The 17251-nt window shown below is 67.3% G+C and carries 12 protein-coding genes and 1 pseudogene; 5 read left to right on the plus strand and 8 right to left on the minus strand.

Going from position 1 to position 17251, the window contains the following annotated elements:
* Positions 1-9: 9 nt before the first annotated feature.
* The gene (locus ACQPYY_RS24620; protein WP_433591158.1) at positions 10-1377 is read right to left on the minus strand and encodes an alpha/beta fold hydrolase; all 1368 of its coding nucleotides are present in this window, start codon (positions 1375-1377) and stop codon (positions 10-12) included.
* 863 nt (positions 1378-2240) lie between these two features.
* Between ACQPYY_RS24620 and ACQPYY_RS24625 the strand changes: the two genes are divergently transcribed.
* The 3 genes from ACQPYY_RS24625 to ACQPYY_RS24635 all read left to right on the plus strand — a co-directional run bounded on the left by ACQPYY_RS24625 (position 2241) and on the right by ACQPYY_RS24635 (position 4649).
* Positions 2241-2483, plus strand: coding sequence for a hypothetical protein (locus ACQPYY_RS24625; protein WP_433591159.1), 243 nt, complete (start codon positions 2241-2243; stop codon positions 2481-2483).
* 173 nt (positions 2484-2656) lie between these two features.
* Complete coding sequence (locus tag ACQPYY_RS24630; RefSeq protein ID WP_433591160.1) at positions 2657-4024, plus strand: flavin monoamine oxidase family protein; 1368 nt, start codon at positions 2657-2659, stop codon at positions 4022-4024.
* Between the two features lie 214 nt (positions 4025-4238).
* Positions 4239-4649 carry a DUF4189 domain-containing protein gene (locus tag ACQPYY_RS24635; protein ID WP_433591161.1) on the plus strand — a complete coding sequence of 137 codons (411 nt, stop codon included), beginning with the start codon at positions 4239-4241 and terminating at the stop codon, positions 4647-4649.
* Positions 4650-4797: 148 nt separating this feature from the next.
* Here the strand turns inward: ACQPYY_RS24635 and ACQPYY_RS24640 are convergent, their stop codons facing one another.
* The 3 genes from ACQPYY_RS24640 to ACQPYY_RS24650 form a co-directional block, all read right to left on the minus strand.
* Positions 4798-6219 carry a DUF1254 domain-containing protein gene (locus tag ACQPYY_RS24640; RefSeq protein ID WP_433591162.1) on the minus strand — a complete coding sequence of 474 codons (1422 nt, stop codon included), beginning with the start codon at positions 6217-6219 and terminating at the stop codon, positions 4798-4800.
* Positions 6220-6374: 155 nt separating this feature from the next.
* The gene (locus ACQPYY_RS24645; RefSeq protein WP_433591163.1) at positions 6375-7310 is read right to left on the minus strand and encodes a DUF389 domain-containing protein; all 936 of its coding nucleotides are present in this window, start codon (positions 7308-7310) and stop codon (positions 6375-6377) included.
* A 172-nt stretch (positions 7311-7482) separates the two neighbouring features.
* Positions 7483-9162, minus strand: coding sequence for a hypothetical protein (locus ACQPYY_RS24650; RefSeq protein ID WP_433591164.1), 1680 nt, complete (start codon positions 9160-9162; stop codon positions 7483-7485).
* A gap of 550 nt (positions 9163-9712) precedes the next feature.
* On the opposite strand from ACQPYY_RS24650, the gene ACQPYY_RS24655 reads away from it, so the two are divergent.
* Positions 9713-10393, plus strand: coding sequence for a maleylpyruvate isomerase N-terminal domain-containing protein (locus ACQPYY_RS24655; RefSeq protein WP_433591165.1), 681 nt, complete (start codon positions 9713-9715; stop codon positions 10391-10393).
* Between the two features lie 14 nt (positions 10394-10407).
* Here ACQPYY_RS24655 and ACQPYY_RS24660 read toward each other — a convergent pair.
* Positions 10408-10566, minus strand: a pseudogene (locus tag ACQPYY_RS24660) (DUF397 domain-containing protein); the annotation flags it as partial.
* 166 nt (positions 10567-10732) lie between these two features.
* On the opposite strand from ACQPYY_RS24660, the gene ACQPYY_RS24665 reads away from it, so the two are divergent.
* Positions 10733-11002 (plus strand): DUF6959 family protein, encoded by a 270-nt coding sequence (locus ACQPYY_RS24665; protein ID WP_433591166.1) that lies wholly within the window; start codon positions 10733-10735, stop codon positions 11000-11002.
* Between the two features lie 12 nt (positions 11003-11014).
* Here the strand turns inward: ACQPYY_RS24665 and ACQPYY_RS24670 are convergent, their stop codons facing one another.
* The 3 genes from ACQPYY_RS24670 to ACQPYY_RS24680 all read right to left on the minus strand — a co-directional run bounded on the left by ACQPYY_RS24670 (position 11015) and on the right by ACQPYY_RS24680 (position 17217).
* A complete protein-coding gene (locus ACQPYY_RS24670) occupies positions 11015-14029 on the minus strand; it encodes a bifunctional [glutamine synthetase] adenylyltransferase/[glutamine synthetase]-adenylyl-L-tyrosine phosphorylase (protein WP_433591167.1) in 3015 nt (1004 codons plus the stop codon).
* Between the two features lie 201 nt (positions 14030-14230).
* On the minus strand, positions 14231-15571 hold the full coding sequence (locus ACQPYY_RS24675) for a glutamine synthetase family protein (protein WP_213560277.1): 1341 nt from the start codon (positions 15569-15571) through the stop codon (positions 14231-14233).
* Positions 15572-15699: 128 nt separating this feature from the next.
* Positions 15700-17217, minus strand: coding sequence for an alpha/beta hydrolase (locus ACQPYY_RS24680; protein WP_433594723.1), 1518 nt, complete (start codon positions 17215-17217; stop codon positions 15700-15702).
* Between the last annotated feature and the right edge of the window lie 34 nt (positions 17218-17251).

Consider the following 17251-nt stretch of genomic DNA (forward strand, 5'->3'; position numbering starts at 1 on the left):
TCTGATCGCTCAGCTGAACGGTGCAGCGTCGACGGCGCAACCGGTTCCGGCCGGCGGCAGTTCGGTGCTGAACAGGTAGTCGCGTTTGACGCGCTCGGCGCAGGTGCTGGCCACATACATGCTGCTGTGGCCCATGCCCTCGATCGTCACGACCTGCGCCCGCGCCAGCTGAGCGGCTCCGGTGACCGCGCCCTGCAAAGGCGTCGCCGGATCGAATCTGCTGTTCAGCACCAGGATCGGTGCGGCGGTGCGGCGATTCCACGGGCCGGTGTAGCGGTCGGCGTCACGAGCCTGCCAGAACGCGCACGCCATCATGTCGAAGACGCCGATCCGGCCGAAGTACGGAACCCGCACATCCTCGGTGATCGCGGTGCGGCTGTAGATGCCGAGATCGGTGGGGACGGCGCTGTCCACGCACTGGGTCGCGTAGAAGGCCTCGGTACGATTGCCGGTATAGGACTCTCGATCTGCGATGGGCACAATGCCCGGCCACGAGGTGCCCGCGTCGAACAGCATCTGCAACAGCGTCGCGAGCTGCGGATAGGTGTCCGGGCGCGAAAGGTTCGCCGCCGCATTGACTATCGACGAATAGGTGAAGATCTCTCCCGCCGCCCGAATCGGCGCCAGCCGCGCCCGCTCCGCGAGCACCGGCCACTTCAGTGCGGGATCACCGGCCGAGAACGCACACTTCGGACCCGCCGCGGCGCAATCACGCAGGAACGCATCGAATGTCGTGGCGATACCCGCGGCCACATTCTGGCGGGTATCCACCGGAACCGTATCGCCTTGTCCGCCATGGCCGTTCACACTGCCGTCGAAATCCATCGACCCGTCGAACACCATGGCCCGAACCCGGCCGGGGAACATGTTGGCGTAGGTCGCGCCGACCAGGGTCCCGTAGGAAATACCGTGATAGGTCAGATGCGCGTCACCGACCGCGCGCCGCAGCAGCTCCAGATCCCGCGCGGTATTGGCGGTCGAGGCGTGGTCGAGAACCGGCCCGGCCAGCGCGCGGCAGCGGTCGGCCAACTCCCGGTTCCGGCCATAGAAATCCGCCTCCCCGGCCTGGTCACCCGGCATGTCCGGGAAGGATCCGAGAAACGCGAGCTGCTCGGTGGTGTTCGGAAAGCACCGGGCCGCCGCACTCCGCGCCACCCCGCGCGGATCCCACGACACGATATCGAACCGCTCCCGCAGCTCGGCCGAGAACAACCACGGCCACCGCGCCCGCTCCCGTAGCCGATCCACCCCCGACGGCCCCGGCCCACCGAAGTTGACGAACAGCGTCCCGATCCGGCTACCGGGATCGGTGGCAGGCAATTTGATCACCGCCAGCTCGATCCGATCCTCCTGCGGCCGGTGATAGTCCAGCGGCACCGCGGCAGTCGAACACTCGAACCCCTCGGCACAGTCCGCCCATCGCAGCACCGGCGTTACGGCTGCCTCCGCGAGCGAATCCTCAGAGGGATCCGCCCCTTCGGCCGTCGGCACCCCCACCAACCCCGCGAACACCACCATGCAGGCCACAACCCGAAAGCGCCGAAGCCCACTGCGCCCCAAACCCAAACCCACTGACGACACCTTCCGAACACCAACGACCCAACGCCCGCCCCACCCTGCCACACAACCTGATCCACATGAAGCACCGCGTCGGAGCTGAAAATCCTTGGCAGATCACCGAATCCGATGGTGCGGTCGGCGGGCAGGCGGGCTGAGGCTGCACCGCGGGCGCACCCGGCGACCGGGCGCGGTGCACCGATGACGACGTGGGCCTCACTACCGCAGCGGCTGGCCGCTGATGAATGTCTGCACGCGAGCACTTCCCCTTCGAGCGACGATTTCCGCCGTGACGGTCACATTGCTGCTCGGGCCGGTTGGATAGGAAGAGTCTGCGGGCCTATCCACCCGGCTACCGAGCACGATGCGCCGCTCGGAGTCGGTGAAGCGGGGCATCGATTCCGGAGTCGTCCACGGTTGACCCCGGTCGGATGATCCGACGTGAGAATGCGGCACGATAACCGTACCCGGATTCCCGCCACGCTCCCCGATCGGATCACCCGCACCGCACCGTATCGAGATCCTGGGCGGGAGCGGCCCGAATACCGCGCTGATGGCACGAATCGAGAGTGTCCAGGCACGGAAAGTCACCGATATCTCGAAATTAGCTGCGTGATCGGGATTGTCGTGCAGAATGCTGGTCACAACCGGCCCGACCGGTCGGTGAACCTTAATGGGGTGAAATGACTGATCTCATGGGATCGACCGTGCACGAACTGCTCGCGCAGGTCCTGGCACGCTACGGCAGCATCGACGTCTTCATCGCCCGCCTGCACGTTCTGCTGGACACACCCACAGTCGTGCTTCCCGCGTCGGCGTCCTCGGCCGGTGGCCGGCACCGACTCGCACAGCCCACCGGCGCCGTGCTTATGACTACCGGGACTCTCACCCCGCCTACGTGGCTGAAATCTGTCAGGAATCCCTGACAGCGGGACACGGCCTCACATGCGTAGATTTCCTGCGAATCCCGATACCGAGACTGGCGCGCGGCGTACTTTGACTATGCCAGACCCTGCGGTCGACGAGCCGGCCCTGTCACCTCACGTGATGACGGGGACACGTGGCGCTAGTGCGGAACTTCCGGACGAAGGGGCGACTCATGGCAGCCGATGTCGATTTTTGCGTCGTGGGTGCGGGTTTCGCGGGATTGACCGCCGCACTGCGGCTGAAGCAGGCCGGCCGCTCGGTCGCTGTGCTGGAGGCGCGTGACCGGGTCGGAGGTCGCACCTTCACCGAGTTCCTGCCGGACGGGACCTGGATCGATCGCGGCGGCGCGTGGGTCGGCCCCGGGCAGGACCGCATCAAGGCCCTGATGGCTGAATTCGGCGTGACCGAATACAAGGAGTATGTCGACGGCGACGCGATGATGATCGTCGACGGCAAGAAGCACCGTTACTCCGGCACCATTCCCTGGGCGATGAGCCCGTGGGCGATCGCCAACCTCGGAGCCGGCCTGTTCGAGGTCGGGCAGATGTGCAAGTCGATCCCGTTCGACGCTCCGTGGGAGGCCGAGAAGGCCGGCGAGTGGGATCGAATCTCCCTGGGGGAGTGGCTGAATCGAAATATCCACTCCCATCAGGCGCGCGAGATGCTCGACATGGCGTTCGCCGGCATCTACACCTCGGCCGCCTCGGAGGTGTCGTTGTTGTGGGCGCTGCACCAGATGGGCTCGGGCGGCGGGCCGGTGTTCGTCATCTCCAGCAAGGACGGCGCCCAGGACGCCAGGGTGCACGGCGGTATGGGTGCGATCTATGGGCCGATGGCCGCCGAACTCGGTGACGCGCTGCATCTTTCGAGACCGGTGGACCTCATCGCGCAGGACGAGGACGGCGTCAGCGTCCACTCCGAGCGGCTCACCGTCCGCGCTCGGCGCGCGATCGTCGCCGTGCCTTTGGCCGTCGCCACGCAAATAGCGTACGAGCCACTGCTTCCCGTCGACCGCACCTTCCTGCACCGGCGCATGCCCAGTGGTGCCGTCTACAAGATCTCGGTCGTCTACGACACCGCGTTCTGGCGCGCTGACGGCCTGTGCGGACAGTCGGCCGCGCCCGGCAGCCCGGCCACTCTGACCATCGACGCCTGCACGGACACCGGCACTCCCGGCATCATGTGCGTGATTACCGAAGGTCCCGCGGCTCGCAAGCTCGGGCTACTCGATCCGGCGGAGCGCAAGGCCGTGGTGATCAACGAACTGGTCGACCGGTTCGGGGCGAAGGCCTCGTCCCCGGTGAGCTACCACGAGCAGAACTGGACGGTCGAGCGCTACTCCGGCGGCGGAATGATCAGTCATGCGCCACCGGGTGTGCTCACCGAGTTCGGTCACGCGCTACGCACCCCCTGCGGGCGGATCCACTGGGCCGGGACTGAGAGTTCGGCGATCATGTGCGGCTGGATCGACGGTGCGGTGCGGTCGGCGGAACGCGCCGCCACAGAGGTCATGGCCGCCGAAGGCGGTGTGGCGAGGTAGGTTTCAGCACCGCGCCCGCCAGCGGGCGATCTCGCGGCCGATCCCTGTGCACGCTGGGCGGTCGAAGATCGGTTTCAGCGGATCCGTCACGAACACCGCAGTTCGTGACGGTCTTTGCCGTGCCCCCAAGACTTGGGCGATCTCGAGTCCATGCGCTGCGGTATCTTCCATACGATCGCCGCACCCTGGTCGGCGCGCAGAGGAAGCACGCCACTTGTTCAACAAATCCTTTGCGGCCGCCGCCCTCTCGGCGAGCGCCGCTGCCGTTCTTGCGACACCGCCTGCCGCCGCCGACCCGGTCAACTGGGGCGCCGTTTCCCTCAGCGCGTGGGGCAACGTCTACGCGTTTTCGGTCAACCACCCGACGGAAGCCGACGCCATTCGAGCCGCCGACCGAGCATGCAAGGGTCAAGGCATCATCGACTGCCGGATGATGGTGACGTTCGCGAACGGCTGCGGTGCAATCGTGACGAGTCCGCTCGCGATCGTCGCAGGGTTCCCGATCGTGGGCTTCGGTAAGGGGGCGACCCCGGGGGAGGCATACGCGGACGCCACCCGCAACCTCCCCACCGGCACCGGAAGCGTCGGCGCGTTCAATCGCGAACATGCCTGCACCCAGCCTTGATCTAGTTCCAGCACAGGTCCTCGGCAGTAGCGGACGTTCTGCACCGCACCGGGATCCGGCCGCCGGCGCCCGGCGCTGGCCGGTTGGGTCAACGCGGTATGCGCCATGAGCGTGCGCTCTGCACCGCACCAGGCTCCGAGTGACGCTCTCAGCTGGCCTTCTTGACGGGAGGAAGGTACTTGCCGAGGGTTGCGGGATCCTTGGCGTCGGCAGTGGGGAGGTAGATTCGGTAGTTCAACCGGAACAGTCCGCTGGGTGCCGAGGGCAGCCAGTTGCTCGCGTGGTCTGCCGGTTGCTGGTTCTGGATGTAGATGTCGAGTGATCCATCGGGATTCTTGGTCAGGCCCGGCGTGCGGTCACCGATGGAGTAGCGGTTGATCGGGTTCTTCACCAGCTGAAAATCAGCGCCGTACATGGTGATCGACCAGAATCCGTTCGGCAGCGTGGGTGGGAGCTGGTCGGCGTTGAAGTGCAGCACGTATCGCTGTGATCCGTCGAGCAGGTTTGCGTCGCCGTCTTCGTAGGTGCTGAAGTACTCGGCCTCGTCGCGGTCGTGAACGAACAATCCTTCCAATGCTCCGGCGGCACGGTCGAAATAGTTGACTCCGTAGGTTCCTGGTTCGAGGTTGTTCCAGCGGGTGGGGTACGGGGTGCCGCGGTACTTCACCTTCCAGGACATGACTTGGGGACCGTCGACGGCCGCGCGTGCCAATCCCTTTCGCATCGGTTCGCTGAGAGCGTTGACGTCCATGGGCTTGCCGAGGGTGATCCCACCGCGGCGAAGTAGTTCGATGGCTGCTTCGTTGCCCGGTGCCGGTGGGTTTTCGGCCGCCAGATCGGCGATCGCCTGGAAGATCGCCAGATCGCCGTCGTAGTGCGGGCGCTTGCCCAGGTCTGGGACGGTCACCTGGCCGTGTTTGGCCGGATCGCTCCAGTTGGACAACGCGGTCGTAGTGAACTTCTCTTGCAGCGCATTGACTTCGGCGAGATCGGAGACGTTTTCGGGCAGCACGCCGATGCGAATCGCGACCATCGCGCTGTTGTTGGGTAGCCGATGCTCGATCACGCCGGGCGGTAGTTCGCCGTGCCAGTTCGGTCCTACGAAGGCGTGGTCGCCGCCCTTGCCGCCGGTCGCACGGGTTCCGATATAGAAGACATTGTTGGTGTAGGCGTCGGCGACCTCGACCGACCAGTATCTGTCCATGATGTCCGGGGCCGTCAGGATCATCGGCTCATCGCGAAGTTCCATCCCCACACCGCTGTAGACGGTGTCGTTGTTCGGCGTGTACGGCATCTTGTCGTCCGCCGTAGCAAGGGTTTTCATGTGGCCGATCTGGTTCAGCGGAGCGGCCGGCGCGTACGCCTTGGCCTTCTCCAACGCCACCGGATCCAGCCGCAGCGCGCGCTCCCGCTCCGAGATCGTCAGCGGGAGTCCGAACACGTAGTTCTGAATGCCGACCGAGTAGGCCCAGTTCTCCTCGGCCTTGGCATCCGCTGCCCGAGTGTCCGAACTCTGGGGCGAGGCGTTGTCACCCTGGTGATTCGTGCCGGTCGAACATCCCAGCACCATGGCAGACACCCCCAACAGCACCATCGGTACCCGAACATAAACCGATAGCCGTCGCAGCGGGCGGGGAAGATCAACGTGGCGTGCACTCATGGGGCAATGATGACACCACTGAGCGAACTTATAGCAACACTTGAGGGGCTGAGTTACGAAGCGGGTCAGCGCTTGCGGGGAAGTACGCCGCCGCGGCGTTCGGCGGCCTGCAGTAACTGCAGCACCGCTACCCCGGCGACGACGATCCCGATCAGGTTGACGCCGAGTTGAGCGAGCGAGCTCAGTGCGGCATGCCATTTTCCCGCGAAGGCCGCGACCGCCGCCAATCCGGCGGCCGGCACAGTCGTCACCGAGATGAACACCCCCACCAGCACGGCGGAGGTGGAGGTGACCACGGCCAGCATCCCCGCTACCCCAGCCAGCAGGGCGACCACCAAGGAGAACGGACCGACCTGGTAGATGAAGTCGAAGGCATGGGCGCTCTCGACGTTGCCGACCCCGATCCAGCCGAGGCGGACCCACAACAGCGTGGCCAGCACGGTGATCGCCATCGCGGCCGGAAACGAAATGGCCAGGGTGCGTGCCGAAGCCCGTACCAGCCGCGCATCGCGGCGCACCAACCCCACCGAAAGCGCTGCCAGCGGCCGGAATTCGGGCCCGACCACCATCGCGCCGACCAAGGTGAGTGGCGACGCTGTCGTCACCCCGACCGCCGACAGCAGAATCGCGATCGTCAGAAACGCGAGGAAGGTGGGCGTGAAGCGGGCCCCTTCGCGCGCCTGCGCGAGCAACTGCTCCCACACCACTGCTTGGTCCGGCGGCCGCGGCGCGGCGGCGGCGGCCCGTTGCCCTGCGCCGGACAGCATGATTCCCGTCGGCGCGAACGAGATACTGCCCGTCCGAGCAAGATCCAGCGCGCTCAGCGCGGCGACCGCGGCATTGACGGAGCCACGCGCCAGATCGGCTTCGATCACATCGCCGGGCGGATCCACGGCCTCACCGCGCGCGAGCGTCACATGGGTGGCACCGGGCTCCGCGACCAGGATGCGCAGCACGTCGCCGCTCCGCTCACTCGGAGAAACGATGCGCAGATGCAGCACGGTGTGGCCTCCTTCGGCCCGGCGGTGGGCTGAGTTCAGCGGCGGTGGCAGCCCGGTTCATTTCCAGCAACCATAGCGGCAGTGGGGCCGAATACCGCTCCGCCCCGGGCTGACGCGCGACGGCCTGCCCCGGTGGGATCGGAGCAGACCGTCGGGTGAGTGTTGCGGGGTTTTACTTGGCGATCTTGGCGCGGAACGGTCCGCCGATGCTGTTGAACAGCAGGTCGCCGTTGGGGAGTGCTTCGATGATGGCGTAGGCGCCGTTGCCGAGGTTGGATTGGCCGAAGATGGTGCGGTGCACGGTTTCTCCGGTCTTCCAGTCCAGGCCGGTGACTTCCCAGCCGTCGGCTTTGCTGTAGCCGTTGACGAACACAATCCCAGTGGTGCTGGAGATGGCTGGGACCATGGAGGTCGAGGCGACATCGCCACGTGCCCACACCGAGTTCCAGCGGTGCCCGGCGGGGTCCCACTCGAAGCGTTGCATGCCGTGCGGCGGGGGATCGACCGGGCCGTTGGCGAGGACGTCGATAAGCCGGTCGGGTTCGCCGCCGCTACCGATGTTCTGGACCACGAACGCGCCGTACCCGTTGACCACGACCGACTGTTCGGATTGCACGAACTCCGGTAGCGGGTCGGGCAGGCCCGCGGTCACCTGGACCTGGTCGGCGATGCGGTTGGACTTGGTGCCCGGCTTCTGCTGGAACCCTTCAGGGATCTTGTTGCGCCAGAACGCGACCAGATGCATCTGGTCCGCGCCGTCGGTGATCACGACCAGCTCATCGGATTTGCCGTCGAATCCCATCAGGGTGGGGGTCGAGCCGGTGCCGGTGCCGAACTTCACCGCCGGGGGCCGGCGACCGGTGTCATAGGGCGAGGACCACGCGCCGTCGGCTTCGTCGGTCGAGAGTTTCGACCCGGTCCACACGATCTTGCGCATGATCTTGTTGGAGGCGATGTAGATGCCGTTGTGCTCGTCGATGGACATCGAGTTCGACACGGTCTCGTCGTCACCGAAACGCACCCGCTGCGGGGCGGCGTCGAGGTTGGTGCGGTCGAAGGCCAGCAGCCCACGGGTGGCGGCCACGACCAGGTGGCCGTCGTAGGTCAGATTCACCCCGACCACGTTTTCCGGCAGGCCCGTGGCGGTGGTGCCGGTGCCCAGGAACGGCTTCAGGTCGAGGTGCTTGATCACCTGGACGCCGTCCTCGGGCTTGTCGTTGTTCACGAGCCCGAACACGTACAACTGAGAATCGTTGGTGGTGTAGTAGACGCGATTGTCCTTGTCCACCAGGCTGTAGACGCCGTTGGCGATACGGGTCCAGTTCGCCGCGCCCCAGTCCTGATTCACCGCGTCCTGGATCTGGGCGACGTCGGTGAAGTTCTGATTCAGCACCGCGTCCAAGGCCGGCGCGGGGATCGGCGCGATGCCGGGGGCGTCCATTCCCGCGACTTCCTTGAATCCGCCGCCGGAGACGTCGACGTACCGCACGCCCGCGGACGAGGAGATCCACCGATACTTCGGGTCGGTGCCGGCCAGGGTGATGATGCTGACCGGTCCCACCGTGACGCGCGGCATCTGCGCCGGATCGATGTGGAAGGTGCCCCGCGGTACCGGGTCGTCGAAGGTATCGGTCTGGCCCGAGTCCAGGTGGGTGACCGCGTACTTGTCCGCGGCCAGATAGGGATTACGCGCCGGGCCCTGCCCTGCGGCGGCCGCCGGAGAAGAAGTGCCCGACGAGCCGCTGTCACCCGAATCCAAAGAGTTGCTGCTGCAGGACGAAACCGCCAGTGCCGCGGCCAGAGCCACTGCGGCGGCAACGGGGCCCGTGCGCAGATATCGAGGCGAACTCACCGGTGCATCACTCCTGTCCCTCGCGGCCGAAGGGACGCGAAATTGCAGTTGGAAAGCCAGAAACCGCTGCAGCCCGCCCGGCGAGGGCCAACTACCCACAGCCGGTCGAAACGAACAGAAGTCTCCGAGTTCAGCGAACGTAACACGCCTTTCCAGCAGGCCAGGAAATTGATTGCCACTGTGTTGCCAATGGCTCTCGACTCTCGGGGGCGCGTCCGCGAACGCGGGTCTTCCCGGAGTGCACGCCTTTCGGCATGAGCGTGCGTTCCGCACCGCAGTGGGCGAGTCCGAAGCATCCGGAAACAACAGTGGTGCAATGCCTCCGATATGCGAACCAGCACCCGCTCCGGTCCCGAATCTCCCAGCACCGCCATACCGCCGGGCATGTTCGCTCCGGGCGCCCGAACAACCGACCTGCTGTGTACATGGTCCGCCCACAGGCTAGGGACTGGAATTCGCGGCATCCCAACCGAATCCGGCATTCGAAGAACGATGTGATCATCATCCGACGGGTACGCCGATCCTCCCGTCGCCGCCCTAGGGTGTCCTCATGGGGAGAGATGACATCCTTACCGGGTTCCGCCAGGAGGCGAAGGCACTGGTCCACGTGGCATCAGGGCTCTCCGAAACCGATTTCGCCAAGCCGACACCCTGCGCACCGTGGACGGTCACCGAGTTGCTCGCCCACGTGGTCGCCGGGATCGAGCGCGTGACCGACGGCCTGACCGTCCCCGAACCGGCCACGGCTCCCCTCAACGCCGTCAACTACTACAACCCGCGAATCTTCGACGCGCAGGCCAATATCGAACGCGTGGCCCTCGCCCAGCGGAGCGCCACCGCCTACCCCTCCGGCCGAGCCGTCGCCGCCGCACTCGACGCCGCCTGGCCGCTGGTCCACGACTCCGCCCGCCGCGAACCCGACGACCGCCGACTGATGACCCGCTGGAGCATCGGCATGGGCCTCACCGACTTCCTCATCACCCGCGTAGCCGAACTCGCCCTCCACGGCCTGGACCTCGCCACCGCCCTCGACCGCGCCCCGTGGACCACCCCGGAAGCCGCCACCATCGTCACCACCCTGCTCCTGGTCTCCGGCAACCCCGACGACCTCGCTCCGCTGGGCTGGGACCCCATGACCTACCTCGCCAAGGCCAGTGGCCGCACACCACTGACCGTGGACGAGGCAGCCCACGTCGAACAGGTTGGCGTGGAATGGATTCCACTCGGCTGAGCCGCGTCCCCGCGTCACCGGTCCCAGATGCGACTGCCGAGGAATGCGTCCCACTCGGCGCCGTCGAAGAACAGTTCCGGGCCACCAGGATTCTTCGAGTCGCGAACACCGACCGCTTCGCCAGCGAAGCAAACCTCCACGCAGGTTTCGGAGGCCTTCGACCGGGTCGATTTGAACCATCCAGCCTGCGGAACCGCTTTCGAGGTAGACCGCCGGTGCGTCCACGACGTTGCTGATCAGCGCCGGGAACTGGACCAGGGTGAATGGCTGGTCGTGGGTCAACGAAGTTGCGGACTACTCGCGGGTCCTTCGATCCCGGGTAAGAGAGAGGAGGTGATCATGGATGAACCGGCGCAGTTGCTGGGTGTACAAGGAAACTATTCGCTGGTCAGGTGGGAAGGCCGCAAGTTTCCCGGTCTGAGCATCCAGGGCGATAGCCTTCATATCCTGCGGGAGGTCTTGGAGGAGGCCGAATCAGAGCTGACCTGCGGAAGTCTCGAGGACGCCTTGTTCGCGCTCAGGGAGGCGTTGGACACCGTGATCGCGATGGATCTCTCGTACCAGGAAATGATGGGGCAGCGAAACCTACCGCTGCCCTACTTCTACTGATTCCTCATGTCGCTATTCGCCGCCGAAGACGCGTTCCACCACCGTTTTCGCGCGTCGAGTGACGCGCATGTAGTGGTCGAGGAATTCGCTGCCGTCGTCATTGGGCCAACCCGCGACGCGGGCTACCGCCGACAGGAGGGTGCCGGGGCCGGGGAGTTGGTCGGCCGGTTTGCCGCGGACCAGGACCAGGGCGTTGCGGGCCTTGGTGGCGGTGAGCCAGGCGTCGCGGAGGAGGTCGGCGTCGGCGGTGTCGATGAGTTCGGCGCGTTCGATGGCGTCGAGGGATTGGAGGGTGGAGGTGTTGTGGAGTTCGGGGACCTCGTGGGCGTGGAGCAGCTGGAGGAGCTGGACGGTCCATTCGATGTCGGCCAGTCCGCCGCGGCCCAGTTTGGTGTGGGTGGCGGGGTTGGCTCCGCGCGGGAGGCGTTCGGAGTCGACGCGGGCCTTGATGCGGCGGATCTCGCGGACGCCCTCGGGTGACATGCCGCCCTCGGGGTAGCGGACCGGATCGATGGTGCGCAGGAAGCGGACTCCGAGTTCGGGGTCGCCCGCGACCTGATGCGCGCGCAGCAGCGCCTGGACTTCCCACGGCTGCGCCCACTGCTGGTAGTAGGCGGCGTACGCGGCCAGGGTGCGGACCAGCGCGCCGTTGCGGCCTTCGGGGCGCAGACCGGCGTCGACCTGCAGCGGCGGGTCGGTGCTGGGCGCGCCGAGCAGGCGCTGCACCTGTTCGGCCACGCCGACAGCCCATTTCACGGCGACGGTCTCGTCCTCGCCGGGCCGCGGATCGCAGACGAACAGCACGTCGGCGTCGGAGCCGTACCCCAGTTCCATGCCGCCGAGCCGCCCCATGCCGATGACAGCGAAGTCCGCGGGAGCGGGTCTGCCCAGTTCGGCTTCACTGGCCCGGATTACGGCCTGCAGCGCGGCTTCCAGGGTGGCGATCCACACCGAGGACAGCGCCTCGCACACCTGCTGGACATCGAGCATGCCGAGCACGTCAGCGGAGGCGACGCGGGCCAGTTCGTGCCGGCGCAGCGAGCGCGCCGTGGCGACCGCGCGCTTGGGATCGTCGTAACGCCGTGCCCCGGACAGGATTCCGCGCGCCACATCGGAGGGCTTGGTGGCCAGCAGCAGCGGCCCGCGCGGCCCGTCGGCGTACATGCGGATGGTCTCGGGCGCGTTGATCAGCAGGTCCGGCAGGTACGCCGAGGAGCCCAGCACGATCATCAGCCGTTGCGCGATGGCCCCTTCGTCGCGCAGTTCGCGCAGGAACCAGATCTCGTTGTCGAGGCCCTCCGACACCCGCCGGTAGGCGAGCAGGCCCGCGTCGGGATTCGGTGTCTCGCCGAGCCATTCGAGCAGGGTGGGCAGCAGCAGCGCCTGGATGCGGCCCTTGCGCCCGACCTCACCGGTCAGCGCCTTGAGGTGGCCGAGCGCGTTCTCCGGGGCGACGTAGCCCAGCGCGGCCAGCTGCCGCACGGCCGCCTCGGGGCTCAGGCGCAGCTGGGCGGCGTCCATGCGCGCCACCGAGTCCAGCAGCGGCCGGTAGAAGAGCTTGGCGTGCAGCCGCCGCACCCGCACCGCGTTGCGTTTGATCTCACTGGTGAGAACCCCGACCGCGTCCTGGCGGCCGTCCGGGCGCATGTGCGCGGCCCGCGCCAGCCAGCGCATGCCCTCCTCGTCCTCGGGGGCGGGCAGGGTATGGGTGCGCTTGAGCTTCTGCAGCTGCAGGCGGTGTTCGAGCAGCCGCAGGAATTCGTAGGAGGCGGTGAGGTTGGCGGCGTCGTCGCGGCCCACATAGCCGCCCGCGGCCAGCGCGCCCAGCGCCTCCACGGTGCTCTGCACGTGCAGCGACTCGTCGGCCTTGCCGTGCACCAATTGCAGCAGCTGGACGGCGAATTCGACATCGCGCAGACTGCCGTGCCCGAGTTTGAGCTCGCGTTCGCGCAGGTCAGCGGGCACCAGGTCCTCGACGCGGCGGCGCATGGCCTGCACGTCGGCCACGAAGTCGGGTCGCTCGTTGGCGGCCCACACCATGGGCATGAGGGCCTTCTGATACTCGCGACCGAGGTCGAGATCACCGGTGGCGGGCCGCATCTTGAGCAGCGCCTGGAATTCCCAGGTGCGCGCCCAGCGCTTGTAGTACGCGATGTGTGAGTCCAGGGTGCGGACCAGCGCGCCCGCCTTGCCCTCGGGCCGCAGCGCGGCGTCGATCTCGAAGAACGCGGCGCTGCCGACGCTCATCATCTCGGCGGCGAGCCGGGTGGCGGTGGTGTCTGCCGGTTCGGCGACGAAGATGACGTCCACGTCGGAGACGTAGTTCAGTTCCCGCGCACCGCATTTGCCCATGGCGATGACGGCCAGGTGCACCGGCACCTCACGGTCCTGGCACACCCGCGCGACCGCGACCGACAGCGCCGCGGTGAGCGCGGCGTCGGCCAGATCGGTGAGGTGCTGCCCCACCTGCTGGTACGGCAGCACGGGTTCGTTCTCGACGGTGGCGGCCAGGTCGATGGCGGCCAGCAGCATGAGCTGATCGCGATACCGCTTGCGCAGCAAGGCGATCGCCTCGGGCCCGGAGATCCCCGCCCGGTACATCATGGGCCCGGCCGCGGCCCCGTTCTCCGGGACGGCGTGCACGGCGTCCAGCAGATCCGCCAGCACTTCCGCGCGGCTGGGCAGCGTGGGCCGCCGCAGCAGCCGCCACGCGCCCGGATCGGCCACCAGGTGATCGGCGAAGGCGCTGGAGGAGCCGATCAGCGCGAACAGCCGCCCGCGCAGCGCGGAGTCGCGGCGCAGTTCGGAATCCACGGCGGCCCAATCGCTCCCGAGCTGCTCCCGCAGCCGGATCAGCGTCAGCAGCGCCAGATCGGCGTCGGGGGAACGCGACAGCGCCCACAGCAGGGGAACGCTGTCCACGTTGTCCCATGCCAACTCTCGCAGAGAGGCGGCGGCCGACGGCTCGAGCAGACCGAGCCGCCCGACACCGGGCACAGCGGAACGAGCAGTCGGAGGCCGAACCATGTCCTTCAAATTACAGGTCGCGCCCACCAGACATGCCACCCATCCCGCCCAAACCAGACACTGTGTCCAATCCGCCTCCAGTCCGCGACGCCAGCGAGTGGCCGCGGTGACGTGCCGATCAGGGCATGAGAGTGGCGGCGGGAGACACGAATCGGGCCGCAATCGCGAGGATTGCGGCCCGATTCGGGTGATTCGCCGGGGTCAGAGCCCCAGGTATTCCTTCAGCTCGTAGGGCGTCACCTGCGCGCGGTAGCCCGCCCATTCGCGGCGCTTGTTGCGCAGGAAGAAGTCGAAGACGTGCTCGCCCAGGGTCTCGGCGACCAGTTCGGACTTCTCCATCGCCTTGAGCGCCTCGTCCAGGGACGCGGGCAGCTCGCGGAAGCCCATGGCGCGACGCTCGGCCGAGGTCAGCGACCACACGTCGTCCTCGGCCTCCGGCGGCAGCGTGTAGCCCTTCTCGATACCGCGCAGGCCCGCGGCCAGCAACACCGCGAAGGCCAGGTACGGGTTGCAGGCGCTGTCAGGGCTGCGGATCTCGACGCGACGCGACGCCGACTTGTTCGGGGTGTACATCGGGACGCGCACCAGCGCAGAACGATTCGAGCGACCCCAGGAGGCGGCCGTGGGGGCCTCGCCGCCGTGGATGAGGCGCTTGTAGGAGTTCACCCACTGGTTGGTGATCGCGGAGATCTCGTGCGCGTGCTCGAGGATGCCCGCGATGAAGGCGCGCGCGGTCTCGGACAGGTTGTCCGGGTCGTCGGGGTCGGCGAAGGCGTTCTGCTCGCCCTCGAACAGCGACATGTGGGTGTGCATGGCCGAACCCGGGTGGTCGGCGAACGGCTTGGGCATGAAGCTCGCGCGCACGCCCTCGTCGATGGCCACTTCCTTGATCAGGTAGCGGAAGGTCATGACGTTGTCGGCCATGGACAGCGCGTCGGCGTACCGCAGGTCGATCTCCTGCTGGCCGGGCGCTCCCTCGTGGTGGCTGAACTCCACCGAGATGCCCATGGACTCCAGCGAGTCGATGGCGTGGCGGCGGAAGTTGGGGGCCTCGTCGTGCACGGCCTGGTCGAAGAAACCGCCGTTGTCGGCGGGGATCGGCGCGGTGCCGTCGTGCGGGCCCGGCTTGAGCAGGAAGAACTCGATCTCGGGGTGCACGTAGCAGCTGAAGCCCAGATCGGCGGCCTTGTTCAGCTGGCGGCGCAGCACGTGCCGGGGGTCGGCCCACGACGGCGATCCGTCGGGCATGGCGATATCGCAGAACATGCGCGCCGAGTGCTGGTGGCCCTTCGAGGTGGACCACGGCAGCACCTGGAAGGTGGACGGATCCGGCTTGGCCACCATGTCGGCCTCGGAGACCCGGGCAAACCCCTCGATGGCCGAACCGTCGAAGCCGATACCCTCCTCGAACGCACCCTCGAGCTCGGCGGGCGCGATCGCCACGGACTTGAGATATCCCAGGACATCGGTGAACCAGAGACGCACGAAACGGATGTCCCGCTCTTCGAGCGTCCGGAGCACGAATTCCTTCTGACGGTCCATGACCGCGAGCGTAGGGTCCCGGAGTTAAATCCGTGTTACATACGCCGACAGATTCAACTCTCGGAACTGTCAGCAGCGACGACCCCGAACCGCGCGGAGATATCGGCGCGCGGCCCGGGCGTCAGCGATCAGCAGGTGAGGCCCTGGGCGGGCTGCTTCAGGTCCACGAGATAGTCGATGACCGGGTCGTCGACGCATTTCACACCGGACAGCGACACCGTGTGGCGTGTCCCGTTGAAGGTGATGAGCGAGGCGCCGAGCTGCTGGGCCAGGTTCACGCCCGCCTGATACGGGGTGGCCGGGTCCTCGGTCGTGGAGATCACCACGACCTTGGGCAGGTTCGGGATCGAAATCTTGTGCGGGGTGCTGGTATTGGGGACCGGCCAGATGGCGCACAGTTCCAGCGGGGCGGCATCGCTGCCGTGGCCGTCGTCGAGGAAGGGCGCGACGCGGCGGTAGTCGGCGTCCTGCTTGGCGGCGACGGCGCGGTCGGTGATGGCCGGGTCGTCCACGCAGCGGATGGAGTTGAAGGCGTCGGCGCTGTTGTCGTAGCTGCCGTCATCGTGGCGGCCGTCGTACATGTCGGCCAGCGCGAGCAGCGTGTCGCCGCTGCCCTGGGCCAGTTCGCGCAGGCCCTTGGTGAGGGCGGGCCACAGGCGGTTGGAGTACAGGGTCTGCTGGACGCCGGTGATGGCGTCGCCGTAGTGCAGGCCGCGACCGTCCTGGGTGGGCACCGGCTTGTCCCACAGCGGGTCGACGAGGGCGCGGAACTTCTTGGTGGCCTGACCCGGGTCGTCGCCGAGCGGGCAGTTGGTCTTCTCCTTGGCCGCGCAGTCCGCCGCGTAGGCGTCGAACGCCTTCTGGAAGCTGGCCGCCTGCGCCACCGACTCCTTGACCGGATCCTGTTCCGGATCCAGCGCGCCGTCGAGGACCAGGGCGCGCACCTTGTCGGGGAACTTCTCGGCGTAGGCGTAGCCCAGGCGGGTGCCGTAGGAGTAGCCCACGTAGCTGAGCTTGGGGTCGCCGAGCGCGGCCCGGATCACGTCCATGTCCTGCACGACCTCGCGGGTGCCGACATGGCCGAGGAACTCCTTGCCGGTGCGCTCCACGCACTTGCCGGCGAAGTCCTTGTTCTCCGCCTCGAGCGCGGCGATGCCGGCGGGCGAGTTGTCCCGGTTCGGCTCGGCGCGCTGGGCGTCGTTCTCGGCGTCGGTCCGGCATGTGATCGCGGGCTGCGACGCGCCGATACCGCGCGGATCGAAGCCGATCCGGTCGAAGCGGTCGGCCAGCGCGGTGCTGTCGCCGAGAGTGACCATGCTCAGGCCGGTCACGCCCGGTCCGCCGGGGTTGAACAGCAGCGAACCGATCTTGGCGCCGTTCGCCTTGACCCGCGAGATGGCGATCTTGGCGGTGGCCCCGCCGGGATTGGCGTAGTCGACCGGCACGGTCACCCGGGTGCACTCGGCGTCGCGCGGCATCTGGTCTTCGCTGTACTCGCGGCAGCTGCCCCAGTTCAGGGTCTGGTTGTAGAAGGTTTCCATCCCCACCGGTGCCGACGCGGTGGGATTGCCGTCCACCACGCTGGTGCACGCAGCCGCGGTCATCGCCAACGCCGTCGCCATGAGCACGACCCGGCCGGTTCGCATCAACGCCATCCCACGATCGTGCCATGTCACGGTT

Origin of the sequence: Nocardia sp. CA-145437 (assembly GCF_050956485.1) — a bacterium.
Lineage (GTDB): Bacteria > Actinomycetota > Actinomycetes > Mycobacteriales > Mycobacteriaceae > Nocardia.

Coding starts and splice junctions, on each gene's coding strand:
- ACQPYY_RS24625 (WP_433591159.1), top strand. CDS start 2,241: ATGACTGATCTCATGGGATCGACCGTGCACGAACTGCTCGCGCAGGTC.
- ACQPYY_RS24640 (WP_433591162.1), bottom strand. CDS start 6,219: ATGGTGCTGGGATGTTCGACCGGCACGAATCACCAGGGTGACAACGCC.
- ACQPYY_RS24670 (WP_433591167.1), bottom strand. CDS start 14,029: ATGGTTCGGCCTCCGACTGCTCGTTCCGCTGTGCCCGGTGTCGGGCGG.
- ACQPYY_RS24630 (WP_433591160.1), top strand. CDS start 2,657: ATGGCAGCCGATGTCGATTTTTGCGTCGTGGGTGCGGGTTTCGCGGGA.
- ACQPYY_RS24655 (WP_433591165.1), top strand. CDS start 9,713: ATGGGGAGAGATGACATCCTTACCGGGTTCCGCCAGGAGGCGAAGGCA.
- ACQPYY_RS24680 (WP_433594723.1), bottom strand. CDS start 17,217: ATGCGAACCGGCCGGGTCGTGCTCATGGCGACGGCGTTGGCGATGACC.
- ACQPYY_RS24675 (WP_213560277.1), bottom strand. CDS start 15,571: ATGGACCGTCAGAAGGAATTCGTGCTCCGGACGCTCGAAGAGCGGGAC.
- ACQPYY_RS24665 (WP_433591166.1), top strand. CDS start 10,733: ATGGATGAACCGGCGCAGTTGCTGGGTGTACAAGGAAACTATTCGCTG.